The 18,539-nt window shown below is 31.9% G+C and carries 18 protein-coding genes; 5 read left to right on the forward strand and 13 right to left on the reverse strand.

What is annotated here, in order from left to right; genetic code table 11:
- Positions 1-125: 125 nt before the first annotated feature.
- The gene (locus tag C7H52_RS01350) at positions 126-2,255 is read right to left on the reverse strand and encodes a gliding motility protein RemB (protein WP_106462088.1); all 2,130 of its coding nucleotides are present in this window, start codon (positions 2,253-2,255) and stop codon (positions 126-128) included.
- Positions 2,256-2,390: 135 nt separating this feature from the next.
- A complete protein-coding gene (locus C7H52_RS01355) occupies positions 2,391-3,185 on the reverse strand; it encodes an energy transducer TonB (RefSeq protein WP_181256195.1) in 795 nt (264 codons plus the stop codon).
- 278 nt (positions 3,186-3,463) lie between these two features.
- On the opposite strand from C7H52_RS01355, the gene C7H52_RS01360 reads away from it, so the two are divergent.
- Both C7H52_RS01360 and C7H52_RS01365 read left to right on the forward strand, forming a co-directional pair.
- Positions 3,464-4,564 (forward strand): DUF4407 domain-containing protein, encoded by a 1,101-nt coding sequence (locus C7H52_RS01360; protein ID WP_106462090.1) that lies wholly within the window; start codon positions 3,464-3,466, stop codon positions 4,562-4,564.
- A 112-nt stretch (positions 4,565-4,676) separates the two neighbouring features.
- Positions 4,677-5,294 carry a S24 family peptidase gene (locus C7H52_RS01365; RefSeq protein ID WP_106462091.1) on the forward strand — a complete coding sequence of 206 codons (618 nt, stop codon included), beginning with the start codon at positions 4,677-4,679 and terminating at the stop codon, positions 5,292-5,294.
- A 7-nt stretch (positions 5,295-5,301) separates the two neighbouring features.
- Here C7H52_RS01365 and C7H52_RS01370 read toward each other — a convergent pair whose 3' ends face one another.
- The 6 genes from C7H52_RS01370 to C7H52_RS01395 form a co-directional block, all read right to left on the reverse strand.
- A complete protein-coding gene (locus C7H52_RS01370) occupies positions 5,302-5,880 on the reverse strand; it encodes a PhnA domain-containing protein (RefSeq protein WP_106462092.1) in 579 nt (192 codons plus the stop codon).
- 358 nt (positions 5,881-6,238) lie between these two features.
- The gene (locus tag C7H52_RS01375) at positions 6,239-6,607 is read right to left on the reverse strand and encodes an MmcQ/YjbR family DNA-binding protein (RefSeq protein WP_106462093.1); all 369 of its coding nucleotides are present in this window, start codon (positions 6,605-6,607) and stop codon (positions 6,239-6,241) included.
- Between the two features lie 9 nt (positions 6,608-6,616).
- Positions 6,617-7,363 (reverse strand): cyclase family protein, encoded by a 747-nt coding sequence (locus C7H52_RS01380; protein ID WP_106462094.1) that lies wholly within the window; start codon positions 7,361-7,363, stop codon positions 6,617-6,619.
- 2 nt (positions 7,364-7,365) lie between these two features.
- Positions 7,366-8,493: a radical SAM family heme chaperone HemW gene (hemW, locus tag C7H52_RS01385; RefSeq protein ID WP_106462095.1), complete on the reverse strand. Its 1,128-nt coding sequence runs from the start codon at positions 8,491-8,493 to the stop codon at positions 7,366-7,368.
- Between the two features lie 99 nt (positions 8,494-8,592).
- Positions 8,593-9,147, reverse strand: coding sequence for a crossover junction endodeoxyribonuclease RuvC (gene ruvC, locus C7H52_RS01390; RefSeq protein WP_106462096.1), 555 nt, complete (start codon positions 9,145-9,147; stop codon positions 8,593-8,595).
- Positions 9,147-9,776, reverse strand: a complete 630-nt coding sequence (locus C7H52_RS01395) for an outer membrane protein (RefSeq protein WP_106462097.1) — start codon at positions 9,774-9,776, stop codon at positions 9,147-9,149. Before C7H52_RS01395 ends, ruvC begins: the two co-directional genes overlap by 1 nt.
- Before the next feature lie 20 nt (positions 9,777-9,796).
- Here C7H52_RS01395 and C7H52_RS01400 point away from each other — a divergent pair, with 20 nt between their 5' ends.
- The 3 genes from C7H52_RS01400 to C7H52_RS01410 are packed head-to-tail and all read left to right on the forward strand — an operon-like array spanning position 9,797 to position 12,793.
- Positions 9,797-10,750, forward strand: a complete 954-nt coding sequence (locus C7H52_RS01400) for a lysylphosphatidylglycerol synthase domain-containing protein (RefSeq protein WP_181256196.1) — start codon at positions 9,797-9,799, stop codon at positions 10,748-10,750.
- Position 10,751: 1 nt separating this feature from the next.
- Positions 10,752-11,870: a glycosyltransferase family 2 protein gene (locus C7H52_RS01405; protein ID WP_106462099.1), complete on the forward strand. Its 1,119-nt coding sequence runs from the start codon at positions 10,752-10,754 to the stop codon at positions 11,868-11,870.
- 50 nt (positions 11,871-11,920) lie between these two features.
- Positions 11,921-12,793, forward strand: coding sequence for a hypothetical protein (locus C7H52_RS01410; RefSeq protein WP_106462100.1), 873 nt, complete (start codon positions 11,921-11,923; stop codon positions 12,791-12,793).
- Between the two features lie 4 nt (positions 12,794-12,797).
- On the opposite strand, the gene C7H52_RS01415 is transcribed toward C7H52_RS01410, so the two are convergent.
- The 5 genes from C7H52_RS01415 to bglX all read right to left on the reverse strand — a co-directional run bounded on the left by C7H52_RS01415 (position 12,798) and on the right by bglX (position 18,523).
- Positions 12,798-13,277: a hypothetical protein gene (locus C7H52_RS01415; protein ID WP_106462101.1), complete on the reverse strand. Its 480-nt coding sequence runs from the start codon at positions 13,275-13,277 to the stop codon at positions 12,798-12,800.
- A gap of 36 nt (positions 13,278-13,313) precedes the next feature.
- Complete coding sequence (locus C7H52_RS01420) at positions 13,314-14,444, reverse strand: tetratricopeptide repeat protein (protein ID WP_106462102.1); 1,131 nt, start codon at positions 14,442-14,444, stop codon at positions 13,314-13,316.
- Entirely contained in the window at positions 14,445-15,734 is a 1,290-nt protein-coding gene (locus C7H52_RS01425; protein WP_106462103.1) for a M56 family metallopeptidase, read from the reverse strand.
- Positions 15,731-16,096 carry a BlaI/MecI/CopY family transcriptional regulator gene (locus C7H52_RS01430; protein WP_106462104.1) on the reverse strand — a complete coding sequence of 122 codons (366 nt, stop codon included), beginning with the start codon at positions 16,094-16,096 and terminating at the stop codon, positions 15,731-15,733. Before C7H52_RS01430 ends, C7H52_RS01425 begins: the two co-directional genes overlap by 4 nt.
- 138 nt (positions 16,097-16,234) lie before the next feature.
- Positions 16,235-18,523 carry a beta-glucosidase BglX gene (gene bglX, locus C7H52_RS01435; RefSeq protein WP_106462105.1) on the reverse strand — a complete coding sequence of 763 codons (2,289 nt, stop codon included), beginning with the start codon at positions 18,521-18,523 and terminating at the stop codon, positions 16,235-16,237.
- Positions 18,524-18,539: the final 16 nt, after the last annotated feature.

The raw sequence follows: 18,539 nt of genomic DNA on the forward strand, positions 1-18,539 counted from the left end.
ATTAATAGAAAAAAGAGTACTAATAATTTACTAAAATGCTGGTTGCTGGTTGCATAAATGAATAGTTTTTTACAAATAACTGCTATTTGTTAGTTTCTAATGTTAAGTTAAAGTTAACAAAAAAATCAATAATCCGTATACCAATTAAATAAGTCTGTTCTTATCCCAAAATTAAACCAAACCGTACTGTTTTTAAACTCGGTTACCGTATTTACTTCTGGATTAAAATTTCTGTATGTGGCATTAGCAAATACTTTTAAATTAGTTGTAGGGTTAACCATATAGGCTATTTGCCCGCTTGCAAATAAAGAGTTTGTAGTATTACCTTGTCCAATTTCTACACCTGTATCAAAAGGTCTTGTGTCTTCATCTCCAAACAAATCGCCACCATAAAAGGCATCATCTTCTGCCGTATTAAAATCGAAACCTCTTACGCCTGTTACTAATTTAGCTTCGCCTAACCAGCGTTTGTATTGGTAACGTCCAATAAGCACTAACTCTCTAAAATTGGCGCCCCATAAATGCGCCATACTTTGGTTGTTATGTGCATAATTTAATACAATAGAATTGTGAGAATAGGCGTATGGTCTTACCTGATTATATTCTGCCTGAAGCATTAAATTTTTCACTTTAAAAGCATTGTAATATTTTGCTCCTAACTGAAAGCCAAATTTGTTTTTATAACTTTTATTTCCTGCTTTTACATCATTTAAAGAAAACTCGTCTAACACAAATTGTGAATAAGCATTTATATTATCGTTAAACTTATACTTTGCAGATGCTCCAACTATGGCATTACCAGCATCTTGTCCGGTTTCAAACTCTATGGCTCTATAAAAAATTACTGGGTTTAGATAATTGACATCAAAACCACGGTCGTTACTATTAGTCCAAATAACGGACTCAAACAAACCAACATTTAAACGTTTTGATACATTCCAGCTTAAATAATGATTAGCAATGTATTTGGTTAAAAACGCACCATCTACCGTCACTTCTGGTCTTACATCTCTTAACCAGGTCCAGGTATTGGTGTATTGAATTTTCCAGAATTTGGTGTTTAGTTTTAAATAAGGATACGGACTTGCTACATCACTTTGAAATAAAGAACGATAACCATCTCCTATAAAGTTTTTACCATGACCAAATTGCACATTTAAAAATTTAGCAGGCGAATACGATAAATAACCTTCGGCAACCGGATAATCGTAACCATCGTCTCCAAATCGTTTGGCTATACCACGACCAGGAACAATTGCTGGATCTGGACCAAATGCTTTTAAGCTTTCTGCATAGCGGTTATAATAATCGGCAAAACGACCTTGACTTTCAAACACAGAAGCTGAAAAACTAAAATCTTTACCTAATCCACCTTGAATATAAACGCCTCGCGTATTGTTATAGGTAGAAGAAAATTCGGCATCGGTATCTTTTCCTACCTGTAAATCTAAAACTGGATCTACAGTAAACCAATAATCTTTACCTTGTAATTGTACTAAATGCTCGTTCCATAATTTACGACCGGCATAGGTAGAGGTTTGCTTTTTAAGACTGTCATTTTCTGCAGCAAAATCGTAATAATTAGCTACTACTTCGTAGCGATAAGGTTTGCTTGCGGTGTGGCTATTGGTGCCCACCATATTTAAAGACCTATCGAAACGCGCATAGTTTTCGTGACTAAATGGGATGTTTATCTGACTTCTATATGCATTATTGGTATATGGCTGAATGGCTTTTGTAACACTATCAAATTCTTGTTTTGCTTTTTGTTCTAAAGCGGTTAACTGGTTGAGTTCTTTTTCCTTTTTTTCTTTAGCTGAAAGATATTCAACAGAATTAATAGGTTGAGATTGGTCTTGTAGCGGAATTAATAATTTAACCGAAAATTGTTTGAAGGCAGGTTTACCATTGTAAGTTGCAGGCTGAATTTTAGGAAACTCTGAAAAAACCCGTTTCGCTTCGTCTTTTAAACTATTATAAATAGCATCCACATAAACGACTTTAAAATTCCCTTCTTTATCCACTTCAAACATAATCCCTACATCACCTTTGTAGTTGTTTTCAATAACTTCATCGGGCACCTTAAACGTGGTATACAGCAAATTATAGACCTTATTGTTAAAACATTGTTTTAAGGCTTCTCCAGATTGAGATTGGCAGTCTTCAAAAATAGGATACTGTTCGTAATACGGATCGTTTTGAGAAAAACAAAGACTACTAAAAATTAAGGCGAATAAAACAAGCGTGGCTTTCATTAAATACTTTCTTTTAGAGCCGAAATATAAGGTTTTTTAATGAGTTAGAATCATAAAAAAAGCGACTAGAAACTAGTCGCTTACTTAAAACAATTCACCTAAGCCTATATAAACGCTACAATACAGTTTATATATTTAATTTTGAACCTGAAATAAAATAGGTAAGGTATATAACACCTCTACTGCTCTACCGTTTTGAATACCTGGCTTCATAGACGGAATTCTTGCTGCCAGACGTTGTGCTTCTTTTTCCAAAGCTTTGTGTGGCGCACGAGAGTCTACAAATTGCACTTCTCCAGATTTTAATATTTTAAATTGAATAAAAATACGCTGTTTACCCGATAACCCATTTTCTGAAGCAATATCGGTATCAAATTTACTTTGTACCAATCCTGATAGCTTATCGGACATACATTTAAGTTTCGCTTTATTGTCTGCCGCACCTTCACAACCTGGGTAAACCGGAACATTTTCAACCAGGTTTACAGGAACAATAATATCCTCAACTGGTTTTTCAATATTCAAATCACGATCATCCACTATAGGTGTTTTATCTTTAGGTAAGTCGTTAACAATAGCATCAACTATTTTTTTGGTTTCCTTAGCTTCAACCTCATCATCTTCAATAATTTTAGGTTCTACCAAAACTTTTGGTTTAGAGTTGCTGGTTTCCTGTTTAACAGGCTGCTCTTCAACAACAGTAAAAGGTTTTACATAAAACGTATCATCATCTTCCAGCTCAAGTGGTTGTGCTACCGCATAGGTTTTTTGCTCAAAATTATATTCTAAAGCGGTATAGGCACCTAAAAGACATAAGATTAAGCCAATTTGAAAATAAAGCATCGAGTTTTTACGTAAATTTGTGTCGTGCTTACTTGATTTTTCCGTGATAGCGTTTTCGCTATCTCGTGTGTGTTTTACATTTTTCATGTGTTTATAGTTTTTACTTAAACAGTAAAACATACAAGAACGACGCTACAAATTACAGTTTGGCTTAGGAATTAAACATTAATTGGTAGTTGCAGTTCTCATAAATATTAATGTTTAAAGGGTTAATGTTTTGAAGAAATATCAAGAAGCATACCAAAAAAATCCGCAATGCAAGTTGCGGATTTTTCATTTTTATAAAATTTATTATGAAAAAGTGTAACAAAATGTGGGTTTTAGCGTTCTAATAGTTTGATTTTCACTTAGTAAAAACCGCAATTATGTTAAAACAATTTTTTATAATCTGTTCTGGAGCCGATAGAGATTTACTAAACAGTACCGCTAATGGCGAGCAGAACAAATATGCCGGTATTGGAGCAACTGTTTTCTTTACCGCACTTATGGCTTTTGTTGCCTGTAGTTATGCACTATTTGTGGTTTTTGACCAAGTCTATTTAGCTATAGGTTTTGGGTTAATTTGGGGTTTATTAATATTTAATCTCGACCGTTTTATTGTATCTACCATTAAAAAAAAGGGACGTTTTTGGTCTGAGTTTATCCAAGCTACGCCGCGTTTAATTTTAGCTTTAATTATAGCAATAGTAATTTCTAAACCTTTGGAATTAAAGATTTTTGAAAAAGAAATCAATCAGGTTTTATTAGAGCAAAAAAACGATTTAACCTTAGCCAATAAAGACCAGATTGCCTTACAATACACGCCTAAAATTGAAGCATTAGAAACCGATATTTCAAATTTAAAAAGTGAAGTTGAAACTAAAACAAAAGAAGTCGATGCGCTTTATGCTGTTTATATTACAGAAGCCGAAGGAACTTCTGGTACTAAAAAATTAGGAAAAGGTCCCGTTTATAAAGAAAAAAGAGAAAAACATGATGCTGCGTTAGCAGAGCTTGAAACGCTTAAAACCACCAGTGCAGCTAAAATTGAAATATTAGAAACAAAAATTGCAGCGCTTAAAACCGATTATGCTACCAACGTCAACAACACACAACCTATTATTGATGGGTTTGATGGACTTATGGCACGAGTAAATGCTTTAAACCAATTACCATGGCTGCCTTCATTTTTTATTCTTTTATTATTTTTAGCGATAGAAACCTCTCCTATTTTCGCTAAATTATTATCGCCTAAAGGTGAATATGATTATAAACTTGAAGATCATGAAACTGCTGTAAAAAGCCTGGTAGAACAACGCATAGCAGAACGTAAACTGGCGGTTAAAACGGACTTTGCCATTAACAACCGTATTTATAACACCTTATCTGAAGATGAAGAAACTTATGATAAACGCTTAAAACAAGCACGCGAGCTTATGAATAAACAAGCTGAAGCGCATTACAAAAAACAGGAAGGGTTGTTGTAAACAGACTTGATTACGGCTCAAGAGGTTTTAAAATTAAAACAATTCAATATTTTAATTTGATTTACAATAAAATAAAAAAAAATAATCATTATATACACATATATTTAAAACTATGGATGAGATTATTCATTACAAAAAGAAGAACAAACTTTCTTGGAATACTTTAGCAGAGTGTCTACCTATAAGCGGAGATTCTTTAAGAATAGCTTTTAAGAGAAATAGTGTCGATCAATATTATATAAACACTATTAAAACACATTTTGAAATATCCAATAAAATAGAACAAAAAAAGAGCTCCAACACTAAAGAAGATAATTTTAAAGGTATACCATCTTATACTACTGACATATCAAATCATATAAAAACAAGTTTTAGTGATGTTCTAGAAATTCCAGAGTTTTATGTTAACTACAAGCCGTTTAACGACTGTACAGCTTACGTTAATATTTATGGTGACAATATGCTCCCGAAATATGGCAACGGTGATAGATTAGCTATTAAACAGATATTTAACTTAGATGTTTTAATTTGGGGAGAAACTTATTTAGTGGTTACTAACGGAAACGCAAACAACCTTAGAACATTTAAAGATGTACATCCACACAAAGAGTTTGACAAAATAATACTAAGAGCAACCAATCCAAATTATGCAGGTGATATTATTATTAACAAAACTGATATATTAAGCATGTTTATTATTAAAGGTAAAATATCACATAACTTTATTTAAGCTACTCCTACAATCTCTTCACATAATCTGTAATAATAACTATTTGTTGCCCATCGACTTTACCTTCAATATACTTTTCGTTATAGTGGTCTAGAGAGATACGTCTTACTGCGGTGCCTTGTTTAGCAACCATACTAGTTCCTTTTACTTTTAAATCTTTTATCAATACGACAGAATCACCTGCTTCCAAGATGACGCCATTCACATCGCGATGAATTAATTTGCCTTCTTCATCTTCACCTTCACCTGTAGATTTTGCCCACTCCAAAACGTCTTCTTCAAAATACATCATGTCTAATAAATCTTGTGGCCAACCTTTTAAACGCAAACGAGATAACATACGCCAAGCTTGTACTTGTACTGCTTCATTTTCATTCCACATACTATCATTTAAACAACGCCAGTGGTTTTCTTCGGTTTGTTCTGGGTCTTCAATTTGAGTAACGCAAGTTTTGCAAGCGTAAATTTGAGTTTTTAGACTTTCTTCCTTAGCGCCTTCTAAAGTAAATACCTGTAAGTGGTCTTCACTACTACATAGCTCACATTTTTCACCGCTGCGTTTTTTTAATTCTCTTTCTAAACTCATTAATATCTGTATTTACTACAATATTAAGAATAACATTTACTTCTTGAATCTATTTTTCATATAAATTCAAAAAATCAATCGATGTGGAATTAAAAGTTTATAGTGGACTATTCGCTAAGAAACAAGGTCTCGACTTCGCTCGACCGGACATCGTGTTAAATACTAATTATTAAATAAAAGAATAATTAAAACTATAACATGTATTTAAATATGAAATAAGCGTTATGTCAATTCGAGTGTTTTAATTTGTAACAAGGCTGAAAATTAAAATGTATCGAGAATCATTTAAGATGACTTTAAAATTTAAAATATAGTTTTTACTAAAAAATAAGGTCTCGACTACGCTCGACTGGAAAGTTTATAAAAATCCGAACTCTATTTTTGCTTTTTTAGTAAGTCCAGCAACGACTAAATCGTAAGAATGTGTAATAAGCTCTGCTAATAATTTTGGAGGAATATCATGATCTTTTAAACTTATACTATTCCAGTGCTTTTTACTCATGTGGTATCCAGCCTGAATGGTCTTGAAAGTTTCCCTAAGCTCTATAGCATAATCTGGATCGCATTTTAAATTGATAAATGGATTACCGCTTTCCCATTTTTCTAAAGGAATTAAAGCAAACATTTTACCTGCTACTTTATATACCAATGTGTCCTGGTCAAATGGAAATGTAGCTTCCACATGTTTCTTGGACTCACAAAATTCTTGAATTTGCTGTAAATTCATACAATAAAATTATAGTATGTGATACAAAACAGGTTTACTCGGCGTAGCATCGTTTTTAAAAGAGGCTATTTGTAAATTAAGCAAGTAAGATCCATCTTTTACTTTATTAGGCACATAAATTAACTCTGTAATGGTTGCTTCATACCTTATGTTGTATGGATAACCCCAAAAGGTTTTATGTGCAATTAACAATCCGTCGTCTTTTTCTTTATCGACACTAGGCAAATCAATTAACAAATGCATCACGCCAATATGCTTTATAAATTCTGCTGCTTCTTTTGTTACATATGGCCAGTTGGTATGAGAATGTTGTCTGGATTTCTTCGCTTTGGTGTTTGGCATAGTCCTAATAACCAATGCTTCAGGTTTTTTACCGTTTAATAAATATTTTATTTGATGCTTAGTTAATACCATATCTTCACCTTGAACTTCTGGTGCTATTGTAATAACTTCAGCTAAAAACATAAACTGTTTTAAAGCTTTATTTATACTATAAAACGACTCTGTAATGTGTCCAACAGATTCGGTATGCGTGGCATGTGCATGCGGATTAAAATAAATATTATTAAAATTTACACTTGCACCATCTTTTACACTTGCAATCCACTCACCTTCTTTAACAGGTTTTATTTCGGGCTCATTAACATACCAAGCGTTTACATTCTCTTTTGAAGATGTTGTAGTTATGGAAATGTCTATAGGTTTTGAAAAATCGACTTTAATGGTTTTCTCTTGATGTTGAAGTTCTGCTAACACGTTTAATTTAATTTAAATAATTCTGAGGCTATTCCGTCACTTAAAAACTGACCTTTACGGGTAGTTTTAAGTGTGCTAGCCTCAATATACAATAATTCTTGTGTAATATATGGTGTTGCTTGTGCTAATAAATAGTTAAGATTTTCTTTACCAAACTCTTTTTCAACGCGATTTAGATTAACTCCCCAAATTGTGCGTAAGCCTGTCATAATGTATTCGTTATAACGGTCTGTGTCGGACAAAGTTTCTATGTCACAAGGCAGATGATCTTCTTGTAATGCTTTAATATATTTTATATTATTGGAAATATTCCAACTTCGTTGTTTCCCATTAAACGAATGTGCTGAAGGACCAATACCAATGTATTTTTTCCCTAACCAATACGCCGAATTGTTTTTACTATAGTACCCTTTTTTAGCAAAATTGGACAATTCATAATGTTCAAAATCCGCTTTTTCTAGGGTTTCTTTTAATATGTAGAATTGTTCCTGCGCTTTTTCATCGTCTACGTTGTCTATTTTACCTTGCTTAATCATACTTGCCAAAGCTGTTTTTGGCTCTACAGTTAAAGCATAACTACTTATATGTGGTACTCCAAAACTTAAGGCAGTTTCTATATTTTCAATCCATTGCTCGTTGGTGGCATTTGGAACACCATAAATTAAGTCTATTGAAATATTATCAAAATAATTAACTGCTTCTGCAATACATTTTTTAGATTCTTCGCTATTATGAGCACGATTCATAAGTTTTAAATCGGCTTCAAAAAAAGATTGAATCCCAATACTTAAGCGGTTAATGGGCGATTTAGACAACTCGATAAGTCGTTCTTTAGATAAATCATCTGGATTAGCCTCTAAAGTAATTTCAGGAAATTCAGCAACTTTATAAGTCTCATAAACGGATTGAATGATGGATTCTAATTCTAAATTAGTTAGTAAACTTGGTGTTCCGCCACCAAAATAAATAGTTTCTACGGTTTCAGATTTAAATTCGTCCTTTCGTAACCTAATTTCTTTTTTTAATGCTGAAATTAACTCATCTTTTTTATTTAAAGAGGTCGAAAAATGAAAGTCACAGTAATGACAGGCTTGTTTGCAAAATGGAATATGTATGTAGATGCCGCTCATTTTTTTAGACGTTAGCTATTAGCTATTAAACGTTAGTATTGGTTAATAAATTTCCAGACTGCCAACTGAGTACTGAGTACTGAGTACTGAAAACTAAAATTATTTCTTAACCCGTTTTTCATTCTGTTTTACAAAGCTTGCCCAACCTGAATAGCTTTTACCAATTTCAATGCGTCCTTCATTATAAAAATGACAAACGGCTGCCGCTAAACCATCCATAGAATCTAAGTTTTTTGGTAGTGTTTTTATGCCTAACAAATTTTGAAGCATTTTAGCCACCTGTTCTTTACTTGCGTTACCGTTACCAGTAATAGCCATTTTAATTTTTTTGGGCGCATACTCGGTTATGGGTACCTCACGACTTAAACCGGCTGCCATAGCAACACCTTGTGCACGACCAAGTTTTAACATACTTTGGACGTTTTTACCAAAAAAAGGAGCTTCAATAGCAATTTCGTCTGGATGATGTGTATCGATAAGCTCAACTGTTCTTTCAAAAATGAGCTTTAACTTTAGGTAATGGTCGTCATACTTTTTTAGGTCTAATTCATTAAGCTGTAAAAAAATCATTTTTTTATTAATTACCTTAATGAGTCCGAAACCCATAATAGTTGTACCTGGATCTATCCCCAAAATTATTTTTTCTCCAGCCATTAGTTACAGGTTCTACATCCACTTAAAGACAAAGACAAGCCCACTGTGACATTTAAAAGATTTCCGTTAAATGATCCAAACCCTTCGGTTACCGGCTCAAAATCGCCAGCAAAACTATAGATATAAGACGTATCAAAATAAACAGAAGTAGTTCTTGTTAATGTATAATGAAACTCAAACCCAGCCATAGCATTTAAAAAAGAGGTCTTATTTTCTCCGTATTCAGCTAAAGGTTTAATCATTGAATAGCCTGGACCAGCATGTAAAACTAATCCTGTGCCTATAGGTAAAAAATAAGCTTTTGGTGTTAAATCGTAAACAAACTGTGCATTAATACGTGTATAGTTTAATTTAAAATCTGGAGAATCACTTCCATTGGATATGCGGTTATACCCAAAGTCTAATTTTGCTCCAAGTTGTGCTTTAAACATGTATTGTAAACCCAAATTAATGGTGGGGAAATTTACTCCTTTAGCTTCAAAAGGATTTACAAAACCACTTTGAGATGGTGCATTTACACCTAATGCAAATTGACCTTTTATAACACTATAATCTTCCTGAGCATGACTTTTAACTATAAATGCCAACAGAACTATGAAACTGTATTTTAATGATTTTGTTACCTTCATTATGAGAGATTTAGTTTATTTTGCAAGGAAAATTAATAGAAAGCACCTTGTCTTACAAATCTAAGCAAATCTTTTTTGTACTGGTTAAACTAATTGTGGTGATTGCTGCTTTTTATATAATTTACGCCAAAGTTTTTAATGACCAGCAGCTTAGTTTTTTAAATTTTAAAAAAAATATAGAGCAAACCAGATGGCCTATTGTACCATCTTTAATGGTACTTGTTCTTTTTAGCTTCATCAACTGGATATTAGAACTATTAAAATGGCAACTTTTAGCTAAACCTATGCGTGAGATTAGTTTTGCTGAAAGCTTCAAACAAAGTTTGTTTAGTTTAACAGCGTCTTTAATTACACCAAATAGAATTGGAGAATATGGGGCAAAAGCTTTATTTTATAAAAAAAGCAACCTAAAAAAGTGTTTGTCTTTAAATTTAATAGGAAACCTTAGTCAGTTGGCGGTTACTGTATTTTTTGGTATTATTGGATGCCTTATTTTATGGCAAAATTATTCTGAAGCATTAGGACACATCATTGGTTTAAACGTATTTATCATTATTTTAATTGTTTTAGTATTTGGAGTTGGTGCTTTATTTCTTTTAAGACGCTATAGGCAATTATCCTACAACACTCATTCTAAAACTTTATTGGTTAAAACATTAGGTTTATCCCTTTGCCGGTATGTTGCTTTTAATCTGCAATTTTATGTGTTATTAATTCTTTTTAATTTTGAAATCGATGTATTTACGGCGCTTAGCTTTACAAGCAGCATGTATTTATTAGCCTCAATAATTCCCGCTATTAGTTTATTTGATGTGGTTATAAAAGGTAGCATTTCTGTCTATTTGTTTAGTTTACTAGGTTTTAATTCTATATCTATTTTAAGCATCGTCCTAATCATGTGGCTTTTAAACTTTGCTATTCCAGCCATAATTGGTAGTTATTTTGTGCTTACCTTTAAACAAAAACTAAGTTAAATTGATTCTATTTTTTTCTCTTATTTTTAGTCTATACGGCATTACTATTTTAGCATTAGTCTATGGTTTCTCTTTAGTAAAAACACCAAAGGTGAAGGTTGAAAAAACGTCCACAACATTCACTGTAATTATTCCATTTAAAGATGAAGCCTTCAACTTACCTTTACTGTTTCAATCTATTTCTAATTTAAATTATCCTAAACATCTGGTTGAATTCATTTTAGTTAACGACAACTCTGAAGATCATTCAGTTAAATTAGCTGAAGATTTTATTTCTAAATCTTCCTTTCAGATCAAATTAATTCATAGTTTAAAAATATCGGCTTCACCTAAAAAAGAAGCCTTAACTACCGCCATACATGAAGCTAAACACGAATGGATTATAACTACAGATGCCGATTGTAGCTTTGGACCCGAATGGTTAAAAACCTATGACGCGTTTATCCAGACCCATGCTTATAAGTTTATTGCTGGACCTGTTGCTTATAACACTTCAAGTCGGTTATTCCATAAATTTCAACAACTAGATTTTAGCAGTCTTATTGGTGTTACTATAGGAAGCTTTGGACTTAAAAACCCTATAATGTGTAATGGTGCTAACCTTGCCTTTAAAGCATCCTTTTTTAAAGCGCTAAATGGTTATCATGGCAACACTACAATAGCCAGTGGAGACGATGTGTTTTTACTTGAAAAAGCGGTTAAATCTAACAAAACTCAAGTAGCTTACTTAAAACACAATGCTGCTACAGTTTATACTAAACCCGTAAATACTTTAAAGCAATTAGTAGCACAACGAATTAGATGGGGTTCTAAAACCAGTAAATCTTCAATAGTATTGCCAAAGCTTTTAGGTCTACTGGTCTTAATCACCAATGCTTTATGTCTTCTCTCTTTTTTAAGTATTTCAATACTAACTCCAACTTTAGTCTTGTTCTATTGGTCTCTTAAAATTGTGGTAGATGCTTTGCTTATTTATAAAACTTTACACTTTTTTAATCAGGCAAATAGCATGAAATTTTACGTTATTTGCGCTTTACTTTATCCTTTTTTTACGGTTTATATTGCCATTTTATCTCTTTTTGGAGGTTATAAATGGAAAAATAGAGCCTATAAAAGATAATTTTATCCAATAAAATTTTACATTTACAATAAATAAAACACAAACAACTCATGAAACATATTCTAATAACCCTAGCTTTTATTGGTGCCATTTATACAGGATTTAGCCAAGAAACGTATACCGTAAATGGTGAATCTATTACTTTAAAGACAGAAGTTGAAGGAGATCTAGATTTATTATGGACTTCTGGAGATGATGGTGTTTTTAGATATTTTGTAAAAAAAGAAGACAACACTATTGTTGAACTTAAAAATACCAAAACAGGTAAAGATTATAATCACGAGTATGTTACAACGCTTTTTTCTTTAACTAACAATAACGCGACAGATACTAACTTTACATTGTATGGCCTAAGAAAATTTATAGACGATTATAATAAAACACAAGATACAGACTATGTTGGAGATGTTGAGTCTAAACTAGGCTTAAAGCTTGCTGTATTTGGAGGACTTTCAAACAATCCTTTTATTACTAATCCAGATAATGAAACCACACCTTTTGCAAGTGTGGAATTAGAAGTAAGTGACGCATTAAACCAAAGTAGACATGCAGGATTTGTTAATATTAGACAAACTTTTGGCTCAGACGAATTTGATTATGATGCTACGCAGTTAGCCTTAGGATATCGTTTTAGATTTGTAAACACCAATAATATAAAGGTATATGCTCAATCTAAATTTGCAACAATTACTTATGCTAAAACAAAAGTACTTGAGTTGGATACTGAAACTAACACACTAGTCCTTAAAGATGATAGCGGTACAACATTTGACGCTCCTTTTATTTTTGGTTTAGGTGCTGATTTTAAAGTGGGAAATAGCGGCAGTATCTCTGTTATTTATGACTCTTTATTTTCTGCTGTATTTAAAGACAACTATAACTTTCCAATAGATTTTGCTATAGGTTATAAATTTAACCTATAGTTTTTTAAAGACTATCTACTTCTATAAGAATTGGTAAGGTAAACTTTGTTCTAACCTGTTGTCCTCTTTTAATAGCTGGATAAATTTTAGGCATTTCTTGAATACTTTTATCCAAAAGTGTATCTATCTTTGGTATAAGTATTCTAGTTTTTGCTTTAATATTACGCTTAGTAATACTTAAGTTTCCCAATTCCGAAATAAGTAAGTCTAGATAAATAGTGTCGCTAAAGTTTTCGTTTACCACTAAACTATCATTATTTAGAGTCTCAAAAAACTTATTTGTAATTTCGGTTTCAAAACAAGCCTTTTTATCTTCTTTAGCATCCAGTTTTTCGCAAATTTGAAAGCTGGGGTATTGATCTACTTCATTCCAATTAAATGTATCCAGCTGTTCACTAATAACAGCTTCTTTTTGAAGCTTTTTAGTCTCAAAACCATCACAGGAAATTAATAATAACAGTATAAAAAAGTATATAACTTTCATAATTACTTATAATCCATAAAAGTACAACTTTTCCAATTATTTCTCTCTATGAAATTCTTCTCGCTTTAATTCGCTCAATTTATAATCTACCATCTTAATAAATACACTTTTAGGAAATTTTATTTTGAACTGTTCTAGAGCGGCTATTTTACTTTCATAATCGGCATAATACACCGCTTTGGTATTTGCTATTAAAAAATGAATGTAATCATTATTAGGTTTAAAATAGTCCGCACGCTTAAACGCCTGTAAAGCTTCTTTATGCTTATTTTGCCGGTTTAAAACTATACCTAAGTTAATATACGCTTTATCTAATGGTTGATCTTCCAATTGTAAGGCTGTTTTATAATATGATTCTGCCTTCTCAAATTGCTCTTCTCTCTCAAACAAACGAGCTAAACGAAATAAATTTGAACTGTTGTTAGGCTCAAAGGTTAGAGTTTTTTCTAAAGCTGAAATGGCTTTTTTGTCCTGATATAATTTTTCGTAACACCAACTCAATTTTTCATTTACAAATGCGGTGTCTTCGTTTAAATTTAATAATTTTTCAAACTGAATCACTGCTGTTTTATAATTGTCTTTATTAAAATAATATTGAGCTATTAGACTTAACAACCCTTTGTTTTCAGGATAAAGTTCTAAGCCTGCTTCAACATATTTTAAAAAAGTTTTTTCATTATTTTTTTTAAAATGAAATTTAGCTAATTGATAAATTACTTTTTGGTTTGTAGAATCTAATTCATAAGCAGAGAACAAACGACTTTGTGCAGCAAAATCATCATCTAAGTCTAAATACACCAAACCTAGTTCGTAATGGTAAACTGGATTTTTATAATCTAAGTCTATTAAATATAAAAAATGAAATTTAGCGTCATTATAAGCTTTAGTCTGGGCATAGAGTTTTGCTAACTGAAATCGTGTAAGTTGAGTATTAGGAGCTTCTTTTAGAGCTAAATTATAATAACTTATACTCTTGGTATAATTACCTAAAGCATTATAGGATTTTGCAATGTGTTCAAAAGATTCAGCAGTCTCCGGTAAGTTTTTATAATGGGTTATTGCATCACTATATTTACCATACGCATACAAACTATCGGCAATTTTAAAAGCCGAAGACTGAGCTTCGGCTTTTAAAAAACATAATACTATTATAAGAATTAAACGCATTTATTTAATTTCAAATTTTATTGGCAAAACATAATTAATTTTAACCGGTTTATCATCTTTTGTAGCTGGTTTCAATTTAGGTACTAAATTTAAAACTCTTTCTGCTTCTGCAACTAGACTCTTGTGTGGAGCTCTAACTTTTATTTCTGTAATCTCGCCCTCTTCATCGATGATGAATTTGGTTATTATTTTTACAGAACCTTTAAGTCCAAGCTCCTCGGATAATTTTAAATTAAAATTCTTACTTACGATTTTAGACAATTCAGTTGCAAAACAACTTTTAGCTTGTTCCATATCTAAATTTTCACACTCTGGAAATAAAGCGATTTTATCAACTTCTGTAATATTAAACGTTACATCTTTCTCTGGATTTTCTATAATTTTAGTTTCAACAACTTCTATTATTTCATCATTTTCCTTTTCCTGTTCACTAACACAAGAAGAATAAACTAACATTCCACAAATTAGTGGTAACACAGCAAGATATTTTGTAAGGTGCTTTTGATTTGATTTTGATTTACTTAACATAATTAAACGATTTTTGATTAATGATTTTTTAAAAAATGGGTTTACAAAAGATAAATTTTGACTTTGAAAGAGTTGATTAAGCAAAACATTTTGATATGTTTTTGAATTGACTTTCATAGTTCTCTCATCGGCTATATATTCATGAACTTCCTTAATACGATATTGATAGAGGTAAATAAAAGGGTTAAACCAAAACACTATTTTTAAAAGTTCAAACCAGATAAGATCTGTACTATGCTTTTCTCTTACATGAACTTTTTCATGAGATAAAATGGTTTGTTTTTCGTCTTCAGAAATAAGTTCTCCTAAAAAGATAAAATTGAAAAAGGAATACGCACTTTTAGACGTTTTTAGTTTAATTATGATAATAGATTCTAAATAATCTATCTCATTTTTTTTAATAGTTATAAGTAGAGTATAAAGTCTGTAAATAAATAAGGCAAACGTAAATACTATACCAAAATATATAAGATTTTCAATACTAAAATTAAAATCTAACCAATGTGAACTTTCTGTCTGATTGGTGAACAAAGCTGTATTTGATGGGTTTAATATAACCTCTGGTAAAGCCACCAAAGTTGTGTTAGAAATTAATTGATCCATCATAGAAAACTTTAAAAACGGAATAAGTAAAGCCAGTACTGATGTTCCTAACAAATAAACTCTGTTGTAATTAAAAAAGGTTTCTTTTTTAAGCAGTAATTCATAAACCACAATAAAAATAGTTTGATAAAGCATTACTTGTAATAGATACGTGATCATAATTCTTCTTTTTTATTAATATCTTTTAACACCTGCTCCAATTCTTTCATATTAATATCATTTTTCTGCATAAAAAATGACACCATACTTTTAAAAGAGCCTTGAAAATAATTGTCTACCAATTTATTTATGGATTGATTGCTATAAGACTCCTTTTTCAATACAGGGAAATAAACATGTCCTTTTCCTACTTTCTCATAGTTTACAAAACCTTTGGACTCCAGTATCCTAACAATTGTAGAAACTGTATTGTAAGCTGGTTTTGGCTCTTCCAAAACCTCTATAATTTCTTTTACTGAAGCTTTTTCTAAATCCCAAAGGACCTGCATAATATCTTCTTCTGCTTTGGTAAGTTGTTTCATATTTATAACTAAAGTTTTAGTTGAATAATACAAATATAACTAAATATTTAGTTTAAACTAATTTTTTAGTTGAAATAATAAATAAAAAAGGCTTTATCTTAATGAATAGATAAAGCCTTTTCTAGACTAATTATAATATTATAAAGAAAATTCCGTAGCTAAAGTGGCTTGAGAATTTCCACCTATATAGACTTTAAAATCGCCTTTCTCTACCACAAATTCTGAAAGGTCATTATAGAAACCTAATTCTTCAGCCGCTAATTTAAAAACTAATCGTTTCGTTTCATTAGGTTGTAATTCTACTAACTGAAATGCTTTTAACTCTCGAACAGGTCTTGTTACTGAAGCATACAAATCTTGAATATATAATTGAGCAACTTCCTTTCCTTTAACATCTCCTGTATTGGTAAGGTTTACCTCTATTGTTACAGCATTATTTTGAGCGTCGACATTCATAACTTTTAAGTTTGAATATTTAAATGTCGTATAACTCAAACCATATCCAAATGGATAAAGCGGTGTATTTTCTACATCCTGATAATGAGACCAGAATACAACGTCTGGAGCTGGTAAGGTTGGTCTACCTGTGTTTTTATAATTGTAATAAATTGGTACTTGACCCACATGTCTTGGAAACGTCATAGGTAATTTTCCACTTGGGTTATAATCCCCAAACAACACCTGTGCTATAGCATTTCCGCTTTGAGTTCCTAAATGCCAAGCTTCCACAATAGCAGGAATATTTTGATTTGCCCAATTTATAGCTAAAGGTCTCCCATTATTTAATACTAAAACTATATTTTTATTAACCGCGTAAACAGCTTCTAATAATTCCTGTTGCACACCTGGTAAATCTAAATCTACACGACTACGTCCCTCACCACTTTGAAACCCATGTTCTCCTAAAACCATGACAATAACATCGGTTTGCTTTGCTAAAGTGATTGCTTCTGAAAAACCAGAGATATCTGTAGTGTTTATTTTGACTTCTGTAATAAAATTAGGTTTACCAACCGAAACGTCTGCACCTTTAGCATAAGAAATCTTATTGGTTGAATGGTTCTTTAAACCTTCTAAAACTGAAACTGCAGTAGAATCTTCAGCTGCAATACGCCAGCTACCTAATGGACTTGTTTTATCTGCTCCTAAAGCACCTATTACACCAATGTGTAAACCTTCTTTTTTTAAAGGAAGTATTTTATTTTCATTTTTAAGTAAAACGATAGACTTCTTAGCCATATCTAAAGCCGCTTCATGTATTTCTTTACTTCCAGTAACTTGAAGCTCCCTGTTTTCATCTAAATATTTATAAGGATCATCAAATAATCCTAACTCAAACTTTACTTTTAAAATACGTTTGGTGGCATCGTTAATTAATGCAACGTCAACTTTACCTTCGTTTACCAACTGAGCCAGTTCTTCAACATATAGATAAGATTCCATATCCATATCCGATCCTGCATTTACAGCAATCTCCGCTGCCTGTTTACCGTTTTTTGCAAAACCATGCGCAATCATTTCTGTAATAGAACCCCAGTCTGAAACCACAAATCCATCAAAGTCCCATTTCTTCTTTAAAATATCTCTTTGTAAAAATTTATTTCCAGTAGCAGGTATCCCATTTAACTCGTTAAATGCATTCATAAAAGTTTTTACACCTGCATTTGAGGCAGCTTTAAATGGAGGAAAAATGATATTATTTAAGGTGGACATACCAACGTCTACCGTATTATAATCTCTCCCAGCTTCAGCAAAACCATATCCTGCGAAATGTTTGGCACATGCAGCTACAGTAAACTCGGAAGATAAATTGTCTCCCTGAAATCCTTGGATACGAGCTACACCAATTTTACTTCCTAAAAAAGGATCTTCTCCAGCTCCTTCCATAACTCTACCCCAACGTGCATCTCGAGAAATATCTACCATAGGTGCAAAAGTCCAATTAATACCTGCAGCTGCAGCTTCTTTTGCAGCCATTTCAGCAGATTTCTTGATAGCCTCTAAGTCCCAACTAGCAGATTCCGCTAATGGTATCGGGCTTAAAGTTTTATAACCATGTATAACATCAAAACCAATAATTAGAGGAATCCCAAGTCGCGTTTCTTCTACCGCTATTTTTTGAACCGAACGCACCTCTTTTACGCCACGTACATTTAGCATCGAACCCACATAGCCTTTACGTAAATGCTCATATTTTTTGGCAGCAGCACCATCTTTAGGAGCAGGACCAGTTAAATCCCAAAATCCATTATACTGATTCATTTGTCCAATTTTTTCTTCTAACGTCATGAGTGCCAATAATGAATCTACCTTAGCATCTACACTATTAATTTTTGTTAAAAGCAAGTCATTAGAAACTTTTGAACCATTACAGGAACATAACATTATGCCTAGTACTAATACCAGTATATAATTATAATATTTCATAGGTTTTTAATCCTAA

This window comes from Aurantibacter aestuarii, assembly GCF_003008425.1.
GTDB classification, from domain to species: domain Bacteria; phylum Bacteroidota; class Bacteroidia; order Flavobacteriales; family Flavobacteriaceae; genus Aurantibacter; species Aurantibacter aestuarii.